Source organism: Streptomyces sp. NPDC048057, assembly GCF_040653095.1.
In the GTDB taxonomy this organism is placed as follows: domain Bacteria; phylum Actinomycetota; class Actinomycetes; order Streptomycetales; family Streptomycetaceae; genus Streptomyces.
In genome coordinates this window covers 12172-32299 of the sequence record NZ_JBEZNF010000054.1, presented here as the reverse complement: position 1 = coordinate 32299, position 20128 = coordinate 12172, and the positions used below count along the sequence as shown (strand labels likewise).

General features: G+C 72.9%; 2 protein-coding genes. Both read left to right on the top strand.

Annotation, left to right across the window (positions count from 1 at the left end; genetic code table 11):
- On the top strand, positions 1-3785 hold a 3785-nt coding region (locus AB0E05_RS35595; protein ID WP_361971586.1), incomplete at its 5' end, for an amino acid adenylation domain-containing protein.
- Positions 3782-20119 (top strand): amino acid adenylation domain-containing protein, encoded by a 16338-nt coding sequence (locus tag AB0E05_RS35590; protein WP_361971584.1) that lies wholly within the window; start codon positions 3782-3784, stop codon positions 20117-20119. The genes AB0E05_RS35595 and AB0E05_RS35590, both read left to right, overlap by 4 nt.
- Positions 20120-20128 lie beyond the last annotated feature (9 nt).

Genomic DNA, 20128 nt, shown 5'->3' with positions numbered 1-20128 from the left:
TCGCCAACCGCACCGACCAAGCGCTCGACAACCTCATCGGCTTCTTCGTCAACACCCTCGTCCTCCGCACCGACCTCACCGGCAACCCGACATTCGCCGAACTCCTGGCACGCGTACGCGAAAGCGACCTCAACGCCCACACCCACCAAGACGTCCCCTTCGAACGCCTCGTCGAAGTACTCCAGCCCACCCGGTCCATGGCCCGACACCCCCTGTTCCAGGTCATGCTCTCCATGGACAACAACAGCAGCGCCGAACTGGAACTACCCGGCCTGACGGTTGCACCGTTTGATTTCGACGAGCGGGCGGCGAAGTTCGACCTCACCCTGCACGCCACCGAAACCCACACCACCACCGGCACACCCACCGGCATCCAAGGCGAACTCGAATACAGCACCGACCTCTTCGACCACACCACCGCCCAAACACTCCTCCACCGCCTCACCCACATCCTCGAAACCGTCACCACCCGCCCCACCACCCCCATCAACGACATCAACGTGCTCAGTGCGGACGAGCGGCGACAGTTGCTCGCCGACGGCACTGCGGCGGCGTTCGAGGGTCGGTCGGCGTCCGTGCCCGTGTTGTTCGCGGCGCAGGTCGCGGCGACTCCCGACGCGGTCGCCGTCTCCAGCTCCGGTGAGCGGCTGACGTACACCGAGCTGGACGCCCGCGCCGAGCGCCTCGCACGTCTGCTGGTGTCGCGCGGCGCCGGGCCGGAGCGGATCGTGGCGCTGGCGCTGCGGCCGGGGGTCGACCTGGTGGTGGCCGTGCTCGCGGTGCTGAAGTCCGGTGCTGCGTACCTGCCCGTCGACACGGCGTACCCGGCCGACCGGATCGCGTACATGCTCTCCGACAGCGGCGCCGTGCTGCTCGTTACGGACGGCGGCGAGATGCCGGTGGCGGAGGGGATGCCGCCGCGGATCGAGGTCGAGGAGGCCGAGGCGTACGAGGGGCCTGCTCTGTCGGTGCCCGCGCCCCATCCCTCGCACCCGGCGTACGTCATCTACACGTCGGGCTCCACCGGCCGTCCCAAGGGCGTGGTGATCGAGCACCGCTCCTTCACGGGCTACGTCCAGTGGGCCGCGGAGGCGTACCCGAGCATGTCCGGCGTGGCGCTGCTGCACTCGTCGGTGTCGTTCGACCTGACGGTGACCGGTCTGTACGGGCCGCTGATCAGCGGCGGCCGGGTGCACGTCGGCCCCCTCGACGACAGCGACGGCGGCCACGCGGCCGGTCCGGCTGCGACGTTCGTGAAGGCGACGCCGAGCCATCTGCCGCTGCTGACCGTCCTGCCGGACGCGTTCTCGCCCTCCGGTGACCTCGTCGTCGGTGGAGAGCAGTTGATCGGTGACGTGCTCGACCAGTGGCGGTCGGCCCGTCCAGGTGCCGCCGTCATCAACGAGTACGGACCGACAGAGGCGACCGTCGGCTGTGTGGTGCAGCGGATCGAGCCGGACGAGGAGGTCGTCCCGGGTGCGGTGCCCATCGGGCTGCCGGTGCCGGGTGCGCGGGTCTACGTGCTGGACGCCGCGCTGAAGCTGGTGCCGTCGGGCTCGTCCGGTGAGCTGTACATCGCCGGCTCGGGTCTGGCGCGCGGCTACCACGGCCGTGCGGACCTGACGTCGCAGCGCTTCGTCGCCGACCCGTACGGTCCGGCGGGCGCGCGGATGTACCGCACCGGTGACCTGGTGCGCTGGAGCGGCGGGCGGTTGGAGTACGTCGGCCGGGTCGACGACCAGGTCAAGGTGCGCGGCTTCCGCATTGAACTCGGCGAGGTCGAGGCCGCGTTGAGCGGACTGCCCGGAGTGGTGCACGCCGCGGTGGTCGTCCGTGAGGACGCGCCCGGAGAGCGACGGCTCGTCGGGTACGCGGCCGGGGCCGTCGAGGTCGTCGACGTGCGCAAGCAGCTGGCGGAGCGGCTGCCGGACTACATGGTGCCGACGGCGTTCGTGGTCCTACCGAGCCTGCCGCTGACGCCGAACGGGAAGGTCGACCGCAAGGCGCTGCCGGCGCCGGTCCACTCCCCCGCGGCCGGGTCCTCGGGCCGTCTGCCGATGACGGAGGCGGAGCGGGTGCTGTGCGAGCTGTTCGCGGAGGTGTTGAAGCTGCCGCACGTGGGGCCCGAGGACGGCTTCTTCGACCTGGGCGGCGACAGCATCGTCTCCATCCAGCTGGTGAGCCGGGCCCGTAAGGCGGGGGTCGTCATTTCGCCGCGGGACGTGTTCACCCACAAGACGCCGCAGGCGCTGGCGCAGCACGCCCGCCGGGAGCCGGGCGCCGTGGTGGAACACCCGGACGCGGGCACCGGTGAGGTGCCGCTGACGCCGATCGTCGCGGGGGTGCTCGGCGACGACGGCCCGTACGCGCAGTTCCACCAGTCGATGCTGGTGAACGTGCCCGGTCGGCTCGGTGCCGGACGGTTGGCCGGGGCGCTCCAGGCGCTGCTGGACCACCACGACGTATTGCGTTCGCAGCTGCGGTCGGCGGGCGAGTGGACCGTTCGGCCGCGGGGCGCGGTGCGTGCCGCGGAGTGCCTGGTCCGGATCGACGTGGCCGGGTTGGACGAGGAGCAGTTCGCCGCGGTGGTCGACGAGCAGACCCTGGTGGCGCAGCGGTGGCTGTCCCCTGACGACGGCCGTGTGGTGCGGGTGGTGTGGTTCGACGCGGGGTCGGCCGATCCCGGGCGGCTGCTCGTCCTCGCGCACCATCTGGTCGTGGACGGTGTCTCGTGGCGCATTCTGCTGCCCGATCTGCGCAGTGCCTGGGAGCAGGCGGGTGCGGCGGGTGACGGTGCGGTGCGGTTGGAGCCGGTGGGCACCTCGTTCCGGACCTGGGCGACGAAGCTGCGTCGGGCCGCGGTCGATCCGCAGTGGGTCGAGCAGGAGCTGCCGCTGTGGCGCGGTCAGGTCACCGACGCGCCGGCGCTGGCCGCGCGGCCCTTGGACCCGGCGGTGGACACGGTCGCCACGGCTGCTGACCTGACGCTGTCCCTGCCGCAGCGGTGGACGGAGTCCCTGCTGACGGTGGTGCCGTCGGTGTACAACGTGGGCGTCAACGACACGTTGCTCACCGCGTTGGCGTTGGCGGTCGCGCAGTGGCGCGGTGGCGGCGCGGCGGTGGTGGAGTTGGAGGGCCACGGCCGTGAGGAGCAGGCGGTCGACGGCGCGGAGCTGTCGCGTACGGTCGGCTGGTTCACCAGCGTGTTCCCGGTGCGGCTGCCGTTGGACGGCGTCGACGTCGCTGACGCGCTGGCCGGCGGGCCCGCTGCGGGCGTCGCGCTGAAGCAGGTGAAGGAGGCGCTGCGGGCGGTGCCGAACCACGGCATCGGCCACGGCATGCTGCGTCACCTCAACGCCGGGGCGGGTGCGGAGCTGGCCGCGCACGCGCGCCCCGAGATCGGCGTGAACTACTTGGGACGGTTCGCCACCGGTGACGGTGCGGAGCGGCCCGAGGACGCGTACTGGATGGGCGAGCCCGGCGGCGGCAGCGAGCCGGACATGCCTCTCGCGCACGTGGTCGAGATCAACGCGGTGACCGAGGACCGGCGGGACGGCCCCGTGCTGGTGGCCAACTGGACGTGGGCCGGCGGTCTGTTGGACCGCGCCGACGTGGAGCGGCTCGCTGAGGGCTGGTTCGCGGCGCTGCGGGCCGTCGTCGACCACGCGGAGCGGCCGGAGGCGGGCGGTCTGACGCCGTCCGACGTGGCGCTGTTGGACGTGGACCAGAGCGACATCGACGAGTTCGAGAACGACATGGAAGACACCTGGGGGACGGACGCATGACACAGCAGTCGAAGATCGAGGACATCCTTCCGCTGTCCCCGCTGCAGGAGGGGCTGCTCTTCCATGCGCTCTACGACGAGCAGGGCCCTGACCTGTATGCGGTGCAGCTGACGCTGGAGCTGCACGGCGCGCTCGACGCGGCGCGGCTGCGGGGCGCCGTGGAGGTGGTCGTACGGCGGCACCCGGTGCTGCGGGCCGCGTTCCGCCAGCGCAAGAACGGCGAGTCGGTGCAGCTCGTCGCCCGGGCGGTGCGGGTGCCGTGGCGGGAGGTGGACCTGTCGCGTCGGCCGCCGGCGCAGGCCGAGTCCGAGGCGGACCGGCTGGCCGGGGCGGACCGGGCGGAGCGCTTCGACATGGCCCGGCCGCCGCTGCTGCGGTTCTCGCTGCTGAAGCTGGCCGACGGCCTGCACCGGCTGGTCTTCACCCACCACCACATCCTGTTGGACGGCTGGTCGATGCCGTTGGTGTTCGGTGAGGTCTTCGAGGCGTACGCCCGGGACGGGGACCTGAGCGCGCTGCCGTCGGCGCGGCCGTACAAGGACTATCTGGCGTGGTTGGCGGCCCAGGACCGGCCGGCCGCCGAGGAGGCGTGGCGGCGTTCGCTGGCCGGGGCCGAGCCCTGCCTGGTGGCGCCTTCGGGGGCGCTGCGCGACTCGGTGGTGCCGGGGACGTGCGTACGGGTGCTGTCCGACGGGGAGAGCGGTGCGCTCACCGCCCGGGCCCGGCAGTTGGGCGTGACCGTGAACACCCTGGTGCAGACGGCGTGGGCGCTGGTGCTCGGTTCGCTGACCGGGCGGGACGACGTGGTGTTCGGGGCGACGGTCTCGGGCCGCCCTGCGGATCTGGACGGTGTGGAGGACATCGTCGGGATGTTCATCAACACCCTGCCGGTCCGGCTGCGCCTGGACCCGGCGGAGTCGCTGGCCGGGCTGGTGGGCCGGCTCCAGAAGGAGCAGGCCGAGCTTCTGCCGCACCAATACGTGGGGTTGAACCAGCTCCAGTCCCTCGCCGGCGGGGAGCTGTTCGACACGCTGATGGTGTTCGAGAACTATCCGATCGACGAGGGCGCCTTCGACGACTCGGAGGACGGGCTGACGCTGGCGGGGGTCAGCGGGGACGATGCGACGAACTATCCGTTGAGCATCGCCGTCATCCCCGGTCAGGATCTTGAGGTCCGGCTGGACTACCGGCCCGATCTGTTCGGGCACGCCGAGGCGCAGGAGCTGTTGGACCGGCTGGGGCGGGTGCTGGGGGCGCTCGCGGACGATCCCGACCGGCCGGTGGGCGGGATCGACGTGCTGTCGGGTGCGGCGCGTTCGCGGCTGCTGGCGCTGGGGCGGGGTGCGGACCGTCGGCGCGCCGGAGCGGCGACCTTGCCTGCCGTGTTCGAGGCGCAGGCCGCGGCCACGGGGGACGTCACCGCGCTGGTGTGCGCGGACGGTGAGCTGACCTTCGCCGAGTTGAACGTCCGGGCGAATCGGCTGGCGCGGCTGCTGGTGGACCGCGGTGTCGGGCCGGAGTCGTCCGTGGCGCTCGCGCTGCCGCGTACCTCGACGGCGCTGGTGGCGCTGCTCGCGGTGGTGAAGGCGGGGGCCGCGTTCGTCCCGGTGGACGTGGAGTACCCGGCGGAGCGCATCGCGTTCATGGTCGAGGACGCGGCGCCGGCCCTGGTGCTGACGACGGCCGCGACCCGTGGCGTTCTGGCGGATGTCGCCCTTCAAGGGCGGGAGTTGGTGCTGGACGATCCGTCGACCGCGGCCGAGGTTGCCGGGTTCGACGGCGCGGACCTGACGCAGCGGGAGCGGACGGCGCCGCTGTTGCCGGAGAGTCCGGCGTACGTCATCTACACGTCGGGCTCGACGGGGCGGCCCAAGGGTGTCGTCGTCGCCCATGCCAGTGTGGTGAACCTGCTGAACGCCCATCGGGCTGAGTTCTACGGGCCGTTGGCCGGTGCCGGGCGCTTCCGGGTTGCGCTGACGGCGTCGCTGTCCTTCGACACCGCGTGGGACGAGTTGCTGTGGATGTGGGCCGGGCACGAGCTGCACGTCGTCGACGACCGTACGCGGCGCGACCCCGAGGCGCTGCGGGAGTACGCCGTGCGCCGGGCGGTCGATCTGCTGGACGTCACGCCCACCTTCGCCCAGCACCTGCTGGACTCCGGGCTGTTCGACGAGGGTGCGGGGCATCGGCCGTCGAACCTGGTCGTCGGCGGTGAGGCGCTGGACGCGGCGCTGTGGGAGCGGCTGGCCGCCGTCGAGGGGCTGACCGTCCACAACTTCTACGGGCCGACGGAGGCCACCGTGGACGTCGCGTTCACGGACCTCGGTGAGGCGGCGTGGCCGGCCATCGGCCGTCCCGTCGCGGGGTCCCGGGTCCATGTGCTCGACGCGTGGCTGCGGCCGGCGCCGGTGGGCGTCCCCGGGGAGCTGTACGTGGCCGGTGCCGGGCTGGCGCGCGGCTATCTGCGGCGCGCGGGGCTGACCGGGGAGCGTTTCGTCGCCGACCCCTTCGGGCCGGCGGGCTCGCGGATGTACCGCACGGGTGACCTGGTGCGGTGGAACGCCGCCGGCCAGCTGGAGTACCTGGGTCGGACCGACGACCAGGTGAAGATCCGTGGCTTCCGCGTCGAGCTGGGCGAGGTCGAGTCGGCGCTGACCGCGCACTCCGACGTCGCTCAGGCGGCGGTCGTGGTGCGTGACGACACCGGGACGAAGCGTCTCGTCGGCTATGTGGTCGGCGCGGTGGACGGCGCGCTGCTGCGGGAGTGGCTCGCGGCCCGGCTGCCGGAGTACATGGTGCCGGCGGCGGTCGTCGCGCTGGACGCGCTGCCGCTGACGGCGAACGGCAAGGTGGACCGCAAGGCGCTGCTCACCGAGCAGCCCGCGCCGGACTTCGGGGTACGGGCCGCGGGTGCGGGTCGCGCGCCGGCGACGGCGACGGAGCGGCTGCTCGCCGACCTCTTCGCCGAGGTGCTGGGCGTGTCCGGGGTCGGTGTCGACGACAGCTTCTTCGACCTGGGCGGCGACAGCATCGTCTCCATCCAGTTGGTGAGCCGGGCCCGTAAGGCGGGCGTGGTGATCAGCCCCCGCGAGGTGTTCACGCACCGGACCGTCGAGGCCCTCGCGGCGGTCGCGGACACCGTGCAGCAGACCGCCGTCGTCGTCGAGGAGGCCGGCGCCGGTACGGGCCGGGTCCCGGTGACGCCGATCGTGGCGGCCACGGCGGAAGCCGGCCCTTGGGACGGTTTCCACCAGTCCATGCTGGTGGAGGTCCCCGCCGAGCTGGGGCATGCCCGGCTGACCCGGGCGCTCCAGGCGGTGCTCGACCACCACGACGTGCTTCGCTCGCGCCTGGCCGACGGTGTGTGGGAGGTCGCGCCGCAGGGTGCGGTGTCGGCGTCCGTGGAGCGGGTGGACGTCTTCGGTGCGGACGCGGGCGCCCTGATGGCGGCGTTGCGCGAACGGGCCGACGCCATCGGCGATGCGTTGGATCCGGCGACCGGCGACCTGGTGCGGGCGGTGTGGTTCGACGCCGGGCCCGAGGTCTCCGGCCGGCTGTTGCTGGTGATCCACCACCTGGTGGTGGACGGGGTGTCCTGGCGCATCCTCCTGCCCGATCTGCACAGCGCCTGGGAGCAGGCCGGCGGGGCGGACGCGGTCGTGCTGGAGCCGGTCGGCACCTCGTTCCGCACGTGGGCGCGGTCCTTGGAGACGGTCGCCGGGCAGCGGTCCGACGAGGTCGCGCTCTGGCAGGGCATGGTGGCGGACGCGGAGCAGCCGCTGGGCTCCCGTGCCCTGGACGGGGCGCGGGACACGGTGGCCACCGGTGCGGAGCTGTCGCTCACGCTGCCCGCGCGGTGGACGGCGCCGCTGTTGACCGGGGTGCCCGCGGCGTACCGGGCCGGTGTCAACGACGTGCTGCTGACGGCGTTGGCGTTGGCCGTCGCGAGGTGGCGGGAGCGCCGCGGGCAGGGCGCCGACCGTGCCGTGCTGGTGGACCTGGAGGGGCACGGCCGGGAGGAGCAGATCGTTCCGGGGGCGGACCTGTCGCGTACCGTCGGCTGGTTCACCAGCCTGTACCCGGTCCGTCTCGACCTGGCCGGCGTCCCGTTGGCGGACGCGCTCGACGGCGGCCCCGCGGCCGGGACGGCGCTGAAGCGGGTCAAGGAGCTGCTGCGGTCGGTGCCGGACAACGGCATCGGGCACGGCATGCTGCGGTACCTCAACTCCGCGACGGCGACGCAGCTCACGGGTGGTTCCGTGGCGCAGATCGGGTTCAACTACCTGGGTCGGTTCGCCGCGCGGTCCGGTGTCGACGAGCCGTCCGCCGCGCACTGGGTCTCCGCGCCGGAGGCCGCGGGCATCGGCGGCGGCGCGGGCGACGACATGCCGCTGCCGCACCTGGTGGAGATCAATGCGCTGACGGAGGACTTCGCGGACGGGCCGCGGCTGGCGGTCACCTTGGGGTGGGCCGCGGGCGTGCTGTCGGAGGCGGAGGTCCGTGAGCTGGGCGAGGCGTGGTTCGAGGCGCTGCGTGCGCTGGTGACCCACGTGGAGCGGCCGGGCGCGGGCGGCCTCACGCCGTCGGACGTCCCGCTTGCCGGTGTCACCCAGGAGGAGTTGGACGCGCTGGCCGCGACGGCCGCGGGCGAGGTGGCCGACGTACTGCCGTTGGCGCCGCTCCAGGAGGGGCTGCTGTTCCACGCCCTGTTCGAGCAGGAGGGGCCCGACGTCTACAACACGCAGCTCGCCTTCGACCTGGACGGCCGTGTCGACGTCGATGCCCTGCGGGCGGCGGGGCGGGCGCTGCTGGAGCGCCATCCCAACTTGCGGGCCGGCTTCCACCACCGCGACCGGGGCCGGCCGGTGCAGGTGGTGCCCCTCCGTGCGGAGCTGCCGTGGGAGTACGTCGACCTGACGCACCTGACGCCCGCCGAGGGCGAGGCGCGGGCGGCGGAGCTGATCGGGGCCGACCAGCTGCGCCGGTTCGACCTGGCCGTGCCGCCGCTGCTGCGGTTCACCGTCTTCGGCCTTCCCGGGGACCGGACCAAGGTGGTGTTCACCAGCCACCACATCCTGTTGGACGGTTGGTCGACCCCGCTGCTGGCCGGGGAGCTGTTCGAGCTGTACGCGGCCGGCGGCGACGGTTCCGCGCTGCCGAAGGTCCGCCCGTACCGCGACTATCTGGCGTGGCTCGCCGGTCAGGACCGGCAGGCCGCCGAGGACGTCTGGCGGCGGGTCCTGGCGGGCGCGGAGCCGTGCCTGCTGGCGCCGAGCGGCGATCCGCACGCCGCGGTGCTGCCGGCGCAGCGCACGGCGCGCGCGACGGCCGAGGACACGGAGGCGCTGACGGCGTTCGCGCGGCGCCACGGGCTGACGTTGAACACCGTGGTCCAGGGGGCGTGGGCGGTCCTGCTGGGCCGGTTGACCGGCCGGGACGACGTGGTCTTCGGGGCCACCGTCTCCGGGCGCCCGCCTGAGGTGCCGGGCGTGGAGAGCATGGTGGGGCTGTTCATCAACACCCTGCCCGTGCGGGTGCGGCTGGCGGCCGAGCAGCCGCTGGCATCGCTGTTGTCGCAGGTGCAGCACGAGCAGACGGAGCTGATGCCGCACCAGTACGTGGGACTCGACCGCTTGCAGTCCCTCGCCGGCACCGGTGCGCTCTTCGACACGCTGCTGGTGTTCGAGAACTATCCGCTGGACGGGGACGCCCTGAGCGAGCAGACGGGCGGGGTGTCGCTGCGCGGCGTCGAGGGCGAGGACGCGGCGCACTACCCGATCAGTCTTGCCGCGGTCCCCGGCGCCGAGTTGGAGCTGCGCGCCGACTTCCGGCCTGACCTGTTCGCCGACGCATGGGTGGATCAGCTGCTGGAGCGGCTGCTGCGGGTGCTGCGGACCGTGGTTGACGCGCCGCGCACGCCGGTCGGCGAGATCGAGATCCTCTCCGCCGGCGAGCGCGCCGAGCTGCTGCGCATCGGTGCGGGCTCCCGCGTCGAGGTGCCGCGGGCCACCCTGCCGGAGCTGTTCGAGGCGCAGGTGGCCGCAGCGCCGGACGCCACCGCCGTGGTGGCGTCCGACGGCCGGCTCACCTTCCGCGAGCTGAACGCCCGCGCGAACCGGCTGGCCCGTCTGCTGGTGGCGCACGGCGCGGGCCCGGAGGCGTCGGTCGCCCTGGCCCTGCCGAGGACGGGGGACGCCGTCGTCGGGCTGCTGGCGGTGCTGAAGTCCGGTGCCGCGTACGTTCCCGTCGACCCGGCGTATCCGGCCGAGCGGATCGCGTTCATGCTGGCGGACTCGGCGCCCGTCCTGGCGCTGACCACGAGCGGCACGGCGGACGCGGCCGTCGGCGCGGAGCGGCTGGTGTTGGACGACCCGGCGACCGTGCAGGCGCTGGCGGGTCTGTCCGACGCCGACCTCGAACCGCGCGAGCGGTCGGCGCCGCTGCTGCCCGCGAGCCCCGCGTACGTCATCTACACCTCGGGCTCCACCGGTCGCCCCAAGGGCGTCGTCGTCGACCACGCCGGCGTCGTCAACCTCCTGCACGCCCAGCGGGCCGAGTTCTTCGCCCAGACCGCCGGTGACGGCCGCTTCCGGGTGGCGCTGACGGCGTCGCTGTCCTTCGACACGTCCTGGGACGAGCTGGTGTGGCTGTGGGCGGGCCACGAACTGCACTTCGTCGACGAGACCACCCGACGGGACCCCGCGCTGCTGCGCGACTACGCGCTGGCGCAGCGCCTGGACCTGCTGGACGTCACCCCGTCGTTCGCGCAGCACCTGCTGGAGTCCGGCCTGTTCGACGGCGGCCCGGGCCACCGCCCGTCCGTGCTGGTCGTCGGCGGCGAGGCGCTGGGGGCCGCGCTGTGGGAGCGGCTGAGCGCCGTGGCAGGGCTCGCGGTCTACAACTTCTACGGGCCGACCGAGGCCACCGTGGACGCCGCCTTCACCGAGCTGTCCCGGGCGTCGTGGCCCGCGATCGGCCGTCCGCTGGCCAACACCCGGGCCCAGGTGCTGGATCCGGCGCTGCGTCCGGTGCCGGTGGGCACCGTCGGCGAGTTGTACGTCGCCGGCCCGGGCCTCGCGCGCGGCTATCTGCGCCGTCCGGAGCTGACCGCGGAGCGTTTCGTCGCCGACCCCTTCGGGCCGGCGGGCTCGCGGATGTACCGCACGGGTGACCTGGTGCGGTGGAACGCCGCCGGCCAGTTGGAGTACGTGGGACGCGCCGACGACCAGGTGAAGATCCGCGGTTTCCGCGTCGAGCTGGGCGAGGTGGAGTCCGCGCTCGCCGCCCGTCCCGGCGTCCGGCAGGCGGCGGTGGCCGTACGGGAGGACTCCCCCGGCGTGCGGCGTCTGGTCGGCTACGTCGTGGGCGACGTCGACGGCGCGGAGGTGCGCCGCAGCTTGGCCGTGCGGCTGCCCGACCACATGGTGCCGTCGGCGGTCGTCACGCTGGATGCGCTGCCGCTGACGGCGAACGGGAAGGTCGACCGCAGGGCGCTGCCGGCCCCTGATCTCGGCGCCGGCGCCGACCGGGCCCTCACCGCGCCCCGCTCCGAGGTGGAGCGGGTGCTGTGCGCGGTGTTCGCCGAGGTGCTGGGCGTACCGCAGGTCGGCATCGACGACAGCTTCTTCGACCTCGGCGGCGACAGCATCGTCTCCATCCAACTCGTCAGCCGCGCCCGCAAGGCCGGCCTCGTCTTCAGCCCCCGGGACGTCTTCCAGCAGCGCACTCCGCGCGCGTTGGGGCTCGTCGCGGGCCACGGTGCGCAGCCGGTCGCGGAGCACTCCGGCGCCGGGACCGGTCCGGTGCCCCTCACTCCGATCGTGGCGTCGATGCTCGACGAGTCCGGTGCCTACGACCGCTTCCACCAGTCGATGCTGGTGGAGGTCCCCGCCGAGCTGGGCCTGCCACGGCTGACCCGGGCGCTCCAGGCGGTGCTGGACCACCACGACCTCCTGCGTTCCCGACTCGACGACGCCGCCTGGGAGGTCCTGCCGCGGGGCTCGGTGGCCGCCGCCGACTGCCTCGTGCGGGTGGACGTGGCGGGCCTGACGGCACAGGGGCTGCTGACGGCCCTCGAAGCCGGGGCGGACGCGGCCCAGCAGGAGCTGTCCCTCGCGGCGGGTCGGCTGGTGCGCCTCGTGTGGTTCGACGCCGGCCCGCACGCCTCCGGACGGCTGCTCGTCCTGATCCACCACCTCGCGGTCGACGGCGTCTCCTGGCGCATCCTCCTGCCCGACCTGGCGTCCGCCTGGGAGCAGGCCGACGGACCGGACGCGAGCGCGCTCGAACCCGTCACGACCTCCTTCCGCACCTGGGCGAAGGGGCTGGTCGAGCGTGCGGCCGACACGGCCCAGCTGGAGCTGTGGCAGAAGGTCGTCGACGGCCCGTCGGCCGCGGTCGCGTCACGGGCGGTCGACCCGCGGCGGGACACCGTGGCCACCGGCCGGGAACTCACCGTGTCCCTGCCGCCCGAGTGGGCCGGTCCCCTGTTGACGACGGTGCCCGCAGCGTTCCGCGCCGGGGTCGACGACGTCCTGCTCACGGGCCTGGCGCTGGCCGTCGCGACGTGGCGTGAGCGGCGTGGACTGCCCCACGTGCCGGGCGTACGGGTCGATCTGGAGGGCCACGGCCGTGAGGAGCACCTGGTCCCCGGCGCGGACCTGTCGCGCACGGTCGGCTGGTTCACCAGCCTGTACCCGGTGCTGCTGGACCTGGACGGCGTCCCGTTGGCGGACGCGCTCGACGGCGGCCCCGCGGCCGGGACGGCGCTGAAGACGGTCAAGGAGCAGCTGCGCGCCATACCGGACCGCGGCATCGGGTACTGCCTGCTGCGCCACGTGAACGCGCGGACCTCCGCCGTACTGGCGCAACGGCCGCAGCCCGAGATCGGCTTCAACTACCTGGGACGGTTCACGGCCGCTGCCGCGGACGGCGAGCCGGCGGACGGCACCAGGTACTGGGAGACGGCCCCCGAGGCGGCCGGGCTCTCCGGCGGCGCGGACCCCGACATGGCCCTGCCGCACGCCCTGGACGTGAACGCGCAGACCGAGGACCGGCCCGACGGTCCGCATCTGGTCGCGCACTGGGGTTGGGCGTCCCGCCTGCTGTCCGAGGACGACGTGCAGGAACTCGCGGAAGCGTGGTGCGAGGCGCTGAAGTCCCTGGTCGCGCACGCCGACGGGCCGGGCGCCGGTGGCATGACGCCGTCGGACGTCCCGCTCGCCGCGGTGACCCAGCAGCAGTTGGACGCGCTGCTGACGCGCCAGCCCGAACTCGTCGACGTGCTCCCGCTCTCCCCGCTCCAGCAGGGCCTCTTCTTCCACGCCGTGTACGACACGGACGGCGTGGACGTCTACAACACCCAGCAGGTCTTCGAGCTGCGCGGGAACGTGGACCGGGCGGCGCTGCGGGCCGCGGTGGAGGCGCTCGTGGCGCGCCACCCGGTGCTGCGCGCCGGGTTCGAACACCGCGGCTTCGACCAGCCGGTGCAGTTCGTACCGGCGCGGGTGCCGTCCCCCTGGCGGGAGGTCGCCCTGTCGGAGGAGGAGGCCGCCCGGTTCGTCGCGGACGACCGCACGCGCCGCTTCGACCTCAGTGCACCGCCGCTGATGCGCTTCACCCTGATCGACCTCGGCGACGGGCGGTGCCGCCTGGTGTGGACGAGCCACCACATCCTGTTGGACGGCTGGTCGACGCCGCTGGTCACCGGCGAGTTGTTCGAGCTGTACGCCGGGCGGGGCGACGCCTCCGCGCTGGAGCCCGTCCGTCCGTTCGCCGACTACCTCGCCTGGCTGTCGACGCGGGTCCGCGCGGCGTCCGAGCAGGTGTGGCGGCGGGTCCTCGGGGGCGTCGAGCCCTGCCTGCTGGCCGGTACGGGCGAGGGCCAGCCGGCGCCGTCCCTGCCGGAGCAGTACGCGGCCACCGCGTCGTACGACCTGACGCAGGGACTGGAGGCGCTGGCCCGTCGGTTGGGCGTCACGGTCAACACCGTCCTCCAGGGCGGTTGGGCCGTGGTGCTGGGCGGGCTGACCGGCCGCGGCGACGCCGTCTTCGGCGCCACGGTCTCGGGCCGGCCGGCGGAGATCCCGGGCATCGAGAGCATGGTGGGGCTGTTCATCAACACCCTGCCGGTGCGCGTGGTATTGGACCCGGCAGAGTCCGTCGCGGCCCTGCTGACCCGCGTCCAGGAACAGCAGTCCGAGCTGCTCGACCACTCCTATCTGGGCGTCACCGACCTCCAGTCGCTGGCGGGCACCGGCGAGCTCTTCGACACGCTGCTCGTGTACGAGAACTATCCGCTGGACCAGGAAGCGCTGGAGGAGGCGATCGGCGAGCTGGAGCTGACCGACGTCGACGGCGCCGACGCGGCGCACTATCCGATCAGCATCGCCGCGATCCCCGGTGAGCAGTTGGAGTTCCGCGTCGACCACCAGCCGCAGCTCTTCGACACGGCCCGGGTCGCCGAACTCGTCGACCGGCTGCTGCGGGTGCTGGCGGAGTTCACGGAGCGCCCCGACGCGCCGGTGGGGACCGTGGAGGTCCTGTCCGCCGCCGAACGTCGCGCTCTCACAACGGAGTTCACCGCGCCCGCGGAGCCTGAAGCGACGTTGGTGGAGCTGTTCGAGGCACGGGCCGCGCAGGTCCCGGATGCGGTCGCGGTCTCGTACGACGGTGTCGAGCTGACGTACGCGGAACTGGACGCCAGGGCAAGCCACTGGGCCGGAGTCCTCGCCGCCCACGGCGCAGGTCCCGAGACCTTCGTCGCCGTCGCCCTCCCGCGCTCGGCCGAACTCGTCGTGGCGCTGCTGGCCGTACTGAAGTCCGGCGCCGCATACGTGCCAGTGGACCCGGACTACCCGGCGGACCGCATCGCGTTCATGCTCTCCGACACCAACCCGGTCCTGCTCCTGGCTGACCAGCCCACCACAGAGGACGGCGCCCTCTCCCTCACTGACCTCGAAACAGCCGCCGCCACCACAGCACCCATCTCAGGCATCCGTGCGACGCCGGGGAACGCCGCCTACGTCATCTACACATCCGGCTCAACCGGACGCCCGAAGGGCGTCGTGGTCCCGCACGGCAACGTGGTCCGCCTGTTCTCGTCCACCCAGCAGTGGTTCGGGTTCGACCACACCGACGTGTGGACCCTGTTCCACTCGTACGCCTTCGACTTCTCCGTCTGGGAACTGTGGGGTGCGCTGTTGGCTGGCGGACGACTCGTCGTCGTTCCGCGTGAGGTCAGCCGTTCACCGCACGACTTCGCACGCCTCCTCGCACGCGAACAGGTCACCGTCCTCAACCAGACACCTTCCGCCTTCTACCAACTGGTACGGGCTGACGCCGAGATCACCGACGAACTGTCCTTGCGGTACGTCATCTTCGGCGGCGAAGCACTCGAACTACGGCGCCTGTCGGACTGGTACGCACGACACGCGGACGACGCACCGCGGCTGGTGAACATGTACGGCATCACCGAAACCACCGTCCACGTCACCTACCGCACCCTCGACCGCAATGTGGTGGAGGAAGCCACCGGCAGCCTGATTGGCGAACCCATCCCGGACCTGCGTACCTACGTCCTCGACAACCACCTCAAGCTCGTGCCCACCAACGTCGCCGGCGAACTGTACGTCGCCGGTGCCGGGCTGGCGCGCGGCTACCTCGGACGGCCTGACCTGTCCTCCCAGCGCTTCGTGGCCGACCCCTACGGCACCGCCGGATCACGCATGTACCGCACCGGAGACGTCGTACGACGCAACCACGACGGGGAACTCGAATACGTCGGTCGCTCCGACAGCCAGGTCAAGATCCGCGGCTTCCGCATCGAACTCGGCGAAATCGAAAACGCACTAGAAGCCCACGCCGGCATCGCCCAGGCCGCCGTCACCGTCCGCGAAGACACCCCCGGCGACAAACGCCTCATCGGCTACGTCATCCCCACCGAGCGAGCCCAGGTCGATGCCGCCGCACTGCGCACGTACATCGGCACACGACTCCCGGAGTACATGATCCCGGCCGCATACGTCGTCCTCGACGCCCTCCCGCTGACCGTCAACGGCAAACTCAACACCAAGGCCCTCCCCGCCCCCGACTACGCCACCACCACCGAAGGCCGCGCACCCCGCACCCACGTCGAACGCGAACTCGCCACAGCCTTCGCCGACGTCCTCGACGTACCCGACGTCACCATCGACGACAACTTCTTCCAACTCGGCGGCCACTCCCTCCTCGCGACCCGGCTGATCGGCCGCATCCGCAGCCTCCTCAACGTCGAACTACCGGTACGAGCACTCTTCGAGGCGCCGACCGTCGCCGCACTCGCCGAACGCTGCGGCGACACCACGGCCGCGACGCGCGCGCCGCTGGTCCCGATCGAACGCCCCGGAACCATCCCGCTGTCCTTCGCCCAACGACGCCTCTGGTTCCTCAACCGGCTGGAAGGCCCCAACGCCACCTACAACCTCCCCCTCGCCGTCCGCCTCCACGGCACCCTCGACCACACCGCCCTCCACGACGCCATCAACGACGTCATCGCCCGGCACGAGAGCCTGCGCACCGTCTTCCCCGAGGAACGGGGTGCGCCGCGGCAGGTCGTCGTGCCCGCGGACGCCGTCCCGGGATGGCGCGTGGTCGCCACGTCCGAGGACGAGCTGCCGTCCGCAGTCGAGCGGTTCGCCGACCACGCCTTCGACCTGACGGTGGACCTGCCGATCAGGGCCGCGCTCTTCAGGGTGTCCGGGGACGACGCGGTGCTGCTCCTGGTGCTGCACCACATCGCCGGCGACGGTCTGTCCCTGGTGCCGCTGACCGCGGACCTGGAGGCCGCGTACGCGGCGCGGGCCGCCGGCGAGGCCCCGGCGCAGGAGCCGCTGCCGGTGCAGTACGCGGACTACACCCTGTGGCAGCAACGCGTACTCGGCGACGAGCAGGACCCGGACAGCCCGATCAGCGCCCAGGTCGCGTACTGGGCCGAGGCGCTGGCCGACCTCCCGGAAGAGCTGTCGCTGCCGTTCGACCGGCCCCGGCCGGCCGTCAGCAGCTATCGGGGCGGCAGTGTCCCGGTGGACGTCGACGCGGAATTGCACGCGGCGGTCGCTGAGCTGGCGCGTACCCACAGCACCACGGTGTTCATGGTCGTCCAGGCGGCGCTGGCCACCCTGCTGTCCCGGCTCGGCGCCGGCGACGACGTCCCCCTCGGCAGCCCGGTCGCCGGTCGTACGGACCAGGCGCTCGACGACCTCGTCGGCTTCTTCGTCAACACCCTCGTGCTCCGCACCGACCTCACCGGCAACCCGACGTTCACGGAGTTGCTGGCGCGCGTACGGGAGACCGACCTCGCCGCGTACGCCCGCCAGGACGTGCCCTTCGAGCGGTTGGTGGAGCTGCTGAGTCCGGAGCGGTCGCTGGCCCGGCACCCGCTGTTCCAGGTGATGCTGGCCATGGAGAACGAGGGCCGTGCGCCGTCCTCGGCGGGCTGGGCGGGGCTGGGTGCGGAGCCGTACGCCGTGGACAACACGGCGGCGAAGTTCGACCTCACGTTCACCCTCGCGGAGACGTACGGCCCCGACGGGGAGCCGACGGGCATCAGCGGTGACCTTGAGTACGCCACGGACCTGTTCGAGCCGTCCACGGCGCGGGCCCTGTCCCGGCGGCTGCTCGCGGTGCTGCGGGCGGTGACCGTCGACCCGCGGCAGCCGATCGGCACGATCGACCTGCTGTCCGCGGGCGAGGTGGCGGACCTGCTGGAGCGGGGGCGCGACCTGGATCCCGCCGTGTCTCCCGCCACGTTCCCCGCGCTGTTCGAGGGCAGGGCGGTCGCGGATCCGCAGGCGCCCGCGCTGGTGGCGCCGGCCCGTGACGCGGCTGCGGGCGTGCGGGAGACCCTGTCGTACGGCGAGCTGAACGCGCGGGCCAACCGGCTGGCGCGGGTGCTGATCGCCCGCGGCGCCGGGCCGGAGCGGTTCGTGGCGCTGGCGCTGCCGCGCGGCACCGACCTGTTCGTGGCGCTGCTGGCCGTGCTGAAGTCGGGTGCGGCGTACCTTCCGCTGGACGTCACGTACCCGCAGGAGCGGATCGACTTCATCCTGCGGGACACCGCCCCTCAGCTGGCGATCGGTCTCAGCGAGACGAGCGGGGTGCTGGACAAGGCGGGCGGTGACCTGTCCGTCGTCCTGCTCGACGAGGTGGCGGACGAAGTCACCGCGCAGCCGGCGCACGACGTCCGCGACGACGAGCGCACGCATCCGCTGCTGCCGGCGCACGCGGCGTACTCCATCTACACATCGGGTTCCACGGGGACACCCAAGGGCGTGGTGGTGTCGCACGCCGGCATCGCCTCGCTGGTGGCCACGCACCTGCGCTGGCTGCACGCCGGCCCGGGGAGCCGGGTCCTCCAGTTCGCGGCGGTCTCCTTCGACACCTCGGTGTGGGAGATCACCATGGGGCTGCTCACGGGTGCGGCGCTGGTCGTCGCGGACCAGGAGCAGCGGGGGCCCGGGGAGCCGCTGGTCCGGCTGCTCGACGACGAGCGCGTCACCCATGCGACGATCCCGCCGGCGGTGCTCGCCGGGTTGGATCCGGCGCGGGTGCCGGCGGACCTCACGGTGACCGTGGCGGGTGAGGCGTCGTCGCCGGACCTCGTCGCGCGGTGGGCCGCGGCTCGGCGTCTGATCAACTCGTACGGGCCGACCGAGACCACCGTGGACGCCTCCGTCGCGGTGTGCCGTCCGGCGGACTCCGGTCCGGTGCCCATCGGCGGGCCCGTGGTGAACACCCGGCTGTACGTGCTGGACGCGGGGCTGCGTCCGGTGCCGCCGGGCGTGGCCGGGGTGCTGTACGTGGCCGGTGCCGGGCTCGCCCGCGGCTATCAGAAGCGCGCGGGGCTCACCGCACAACGGTTCGTCGCCGATCCGTACGGGCCGCCCGGTTCGCGGATGTACCACACCGGGGACGTCGTGCGGTGGAACGCGGCCGGCCAGCTGGAGTTCGTCGGGCGCGCCGACGACCAGGTGAAGGTGCGGGGCTTCCGCATCGAGCCCGGTGAGATCGAGTCGGTGCTGACGGGTCACCCGTCGGTGGAGCAGGCGAAGGTGGTCGTCCGGGAGGACTCGCCGGGTGACAAGCGCATCGTGGCGTACCTGGTGGGCGGGGCCGTGCCGGACGCGGCGTCGCTGCGGGAGTTGGTGGGATCGCGGTTGCCCGAGTACATGGTGCCGTCGGCATTCGTGACGCTGCCCGCGCTGCCGGTGACCTCGCGCGGGAAGGTGGACCGGCGGGCGCTGCCGGCGCCGACGTACGGGACGTCGGGCGGGCGCGGTCCCCGTACGCCCGCCGAGCGCGCCCTGTGCGAGGTGTTCGCGGAGGTGCTGGGGGTCGAGTCGGTCGGCATCGACGACGGCTTCTTCGAGCTCGGCGGACACTCGCTGCTCGTGCTCCGGGTGGTGCAGCGGGTCGAGGAGGTGCTGGGCGTGCGGCTGCCGTTGCGGAGCCTGTTCGAGCACCCGACGGTGGCGCGGCTGTCCCGGGCCGGGGCGTACGACGGCGGGAGCGGTTTCGAGCCGCTGCTGGCGCTGCGCACCTCGGGCGACCGGGAGCCGTTGTTCTGCGTCCACCCCGTGGGCGGGCTGAGCTGGGACTACTTCGGCCTGTTGGGCGGGCTGGCGGCGGACCGTCCCGTCTACGCGCTCCAGGCCCCGGGCATGGAGGGCGACGCGGCCGAGCTGCCGGGGTCCGTCGAGGAGACGGCCCGTGACTACGTGGAGCGGATCCGGGCCGTCCAGCCGTCCGGTCCGTACCACTTGCTCGGTTGGTCCTTCGGCGGGCTCGTCGCGCACGCGATGGCGACGGTGCTCCAAGATGCCGGGGAGCGCGTCGAGTTGTTGGCGCTCCTGGACAGTTACCCTGCTGCGGAGGGTGCTTCCGTCGCCGAGGGCGCGGGCGGCGAGGAGGATCCGCAGACGGCGCTGTTGGAGTTCCTCGGCGTCGACCCCGCCGAGCTGGGGGATCGCCCGGCGTCCCCGCAGGAGCTGGCCCGGCTGCTGGCGGACGACGAGTCCACGTACGCCGCTCTGGGCACGGACAGGTTGCTCGCCGTCAGCCGGGTCATCGAGGCCGGGCTCGCGGCGGCCCGGACGCACCGGCCGGGTGTCTTCCGGGGTGACGTGGTGTTCTTCCAGGCCGCCCGGGACCGCGATGCCGCGTTGCGGCCGGAGGCGTGGCGTGCGCACGCGTCCGGCGTCGAGGTGCACCCCGTCGACTGTGCGCACGCCGACATGCTGGAACGGCACTCCGCCCGGTCGGCGATCACCGCTGTTCTTTCCGGAAAACTCCAGTAGAAAGCAGAG

Coding starts and splice junctions, on each gene's coding strand:
- AB0E05_RS35590 (WP_361971584.1), top strand. CDS start 3,782: ATGACACAGCAGTCGAAGATCGAGGACATCCTTCCGCTGTCCCCGCTG.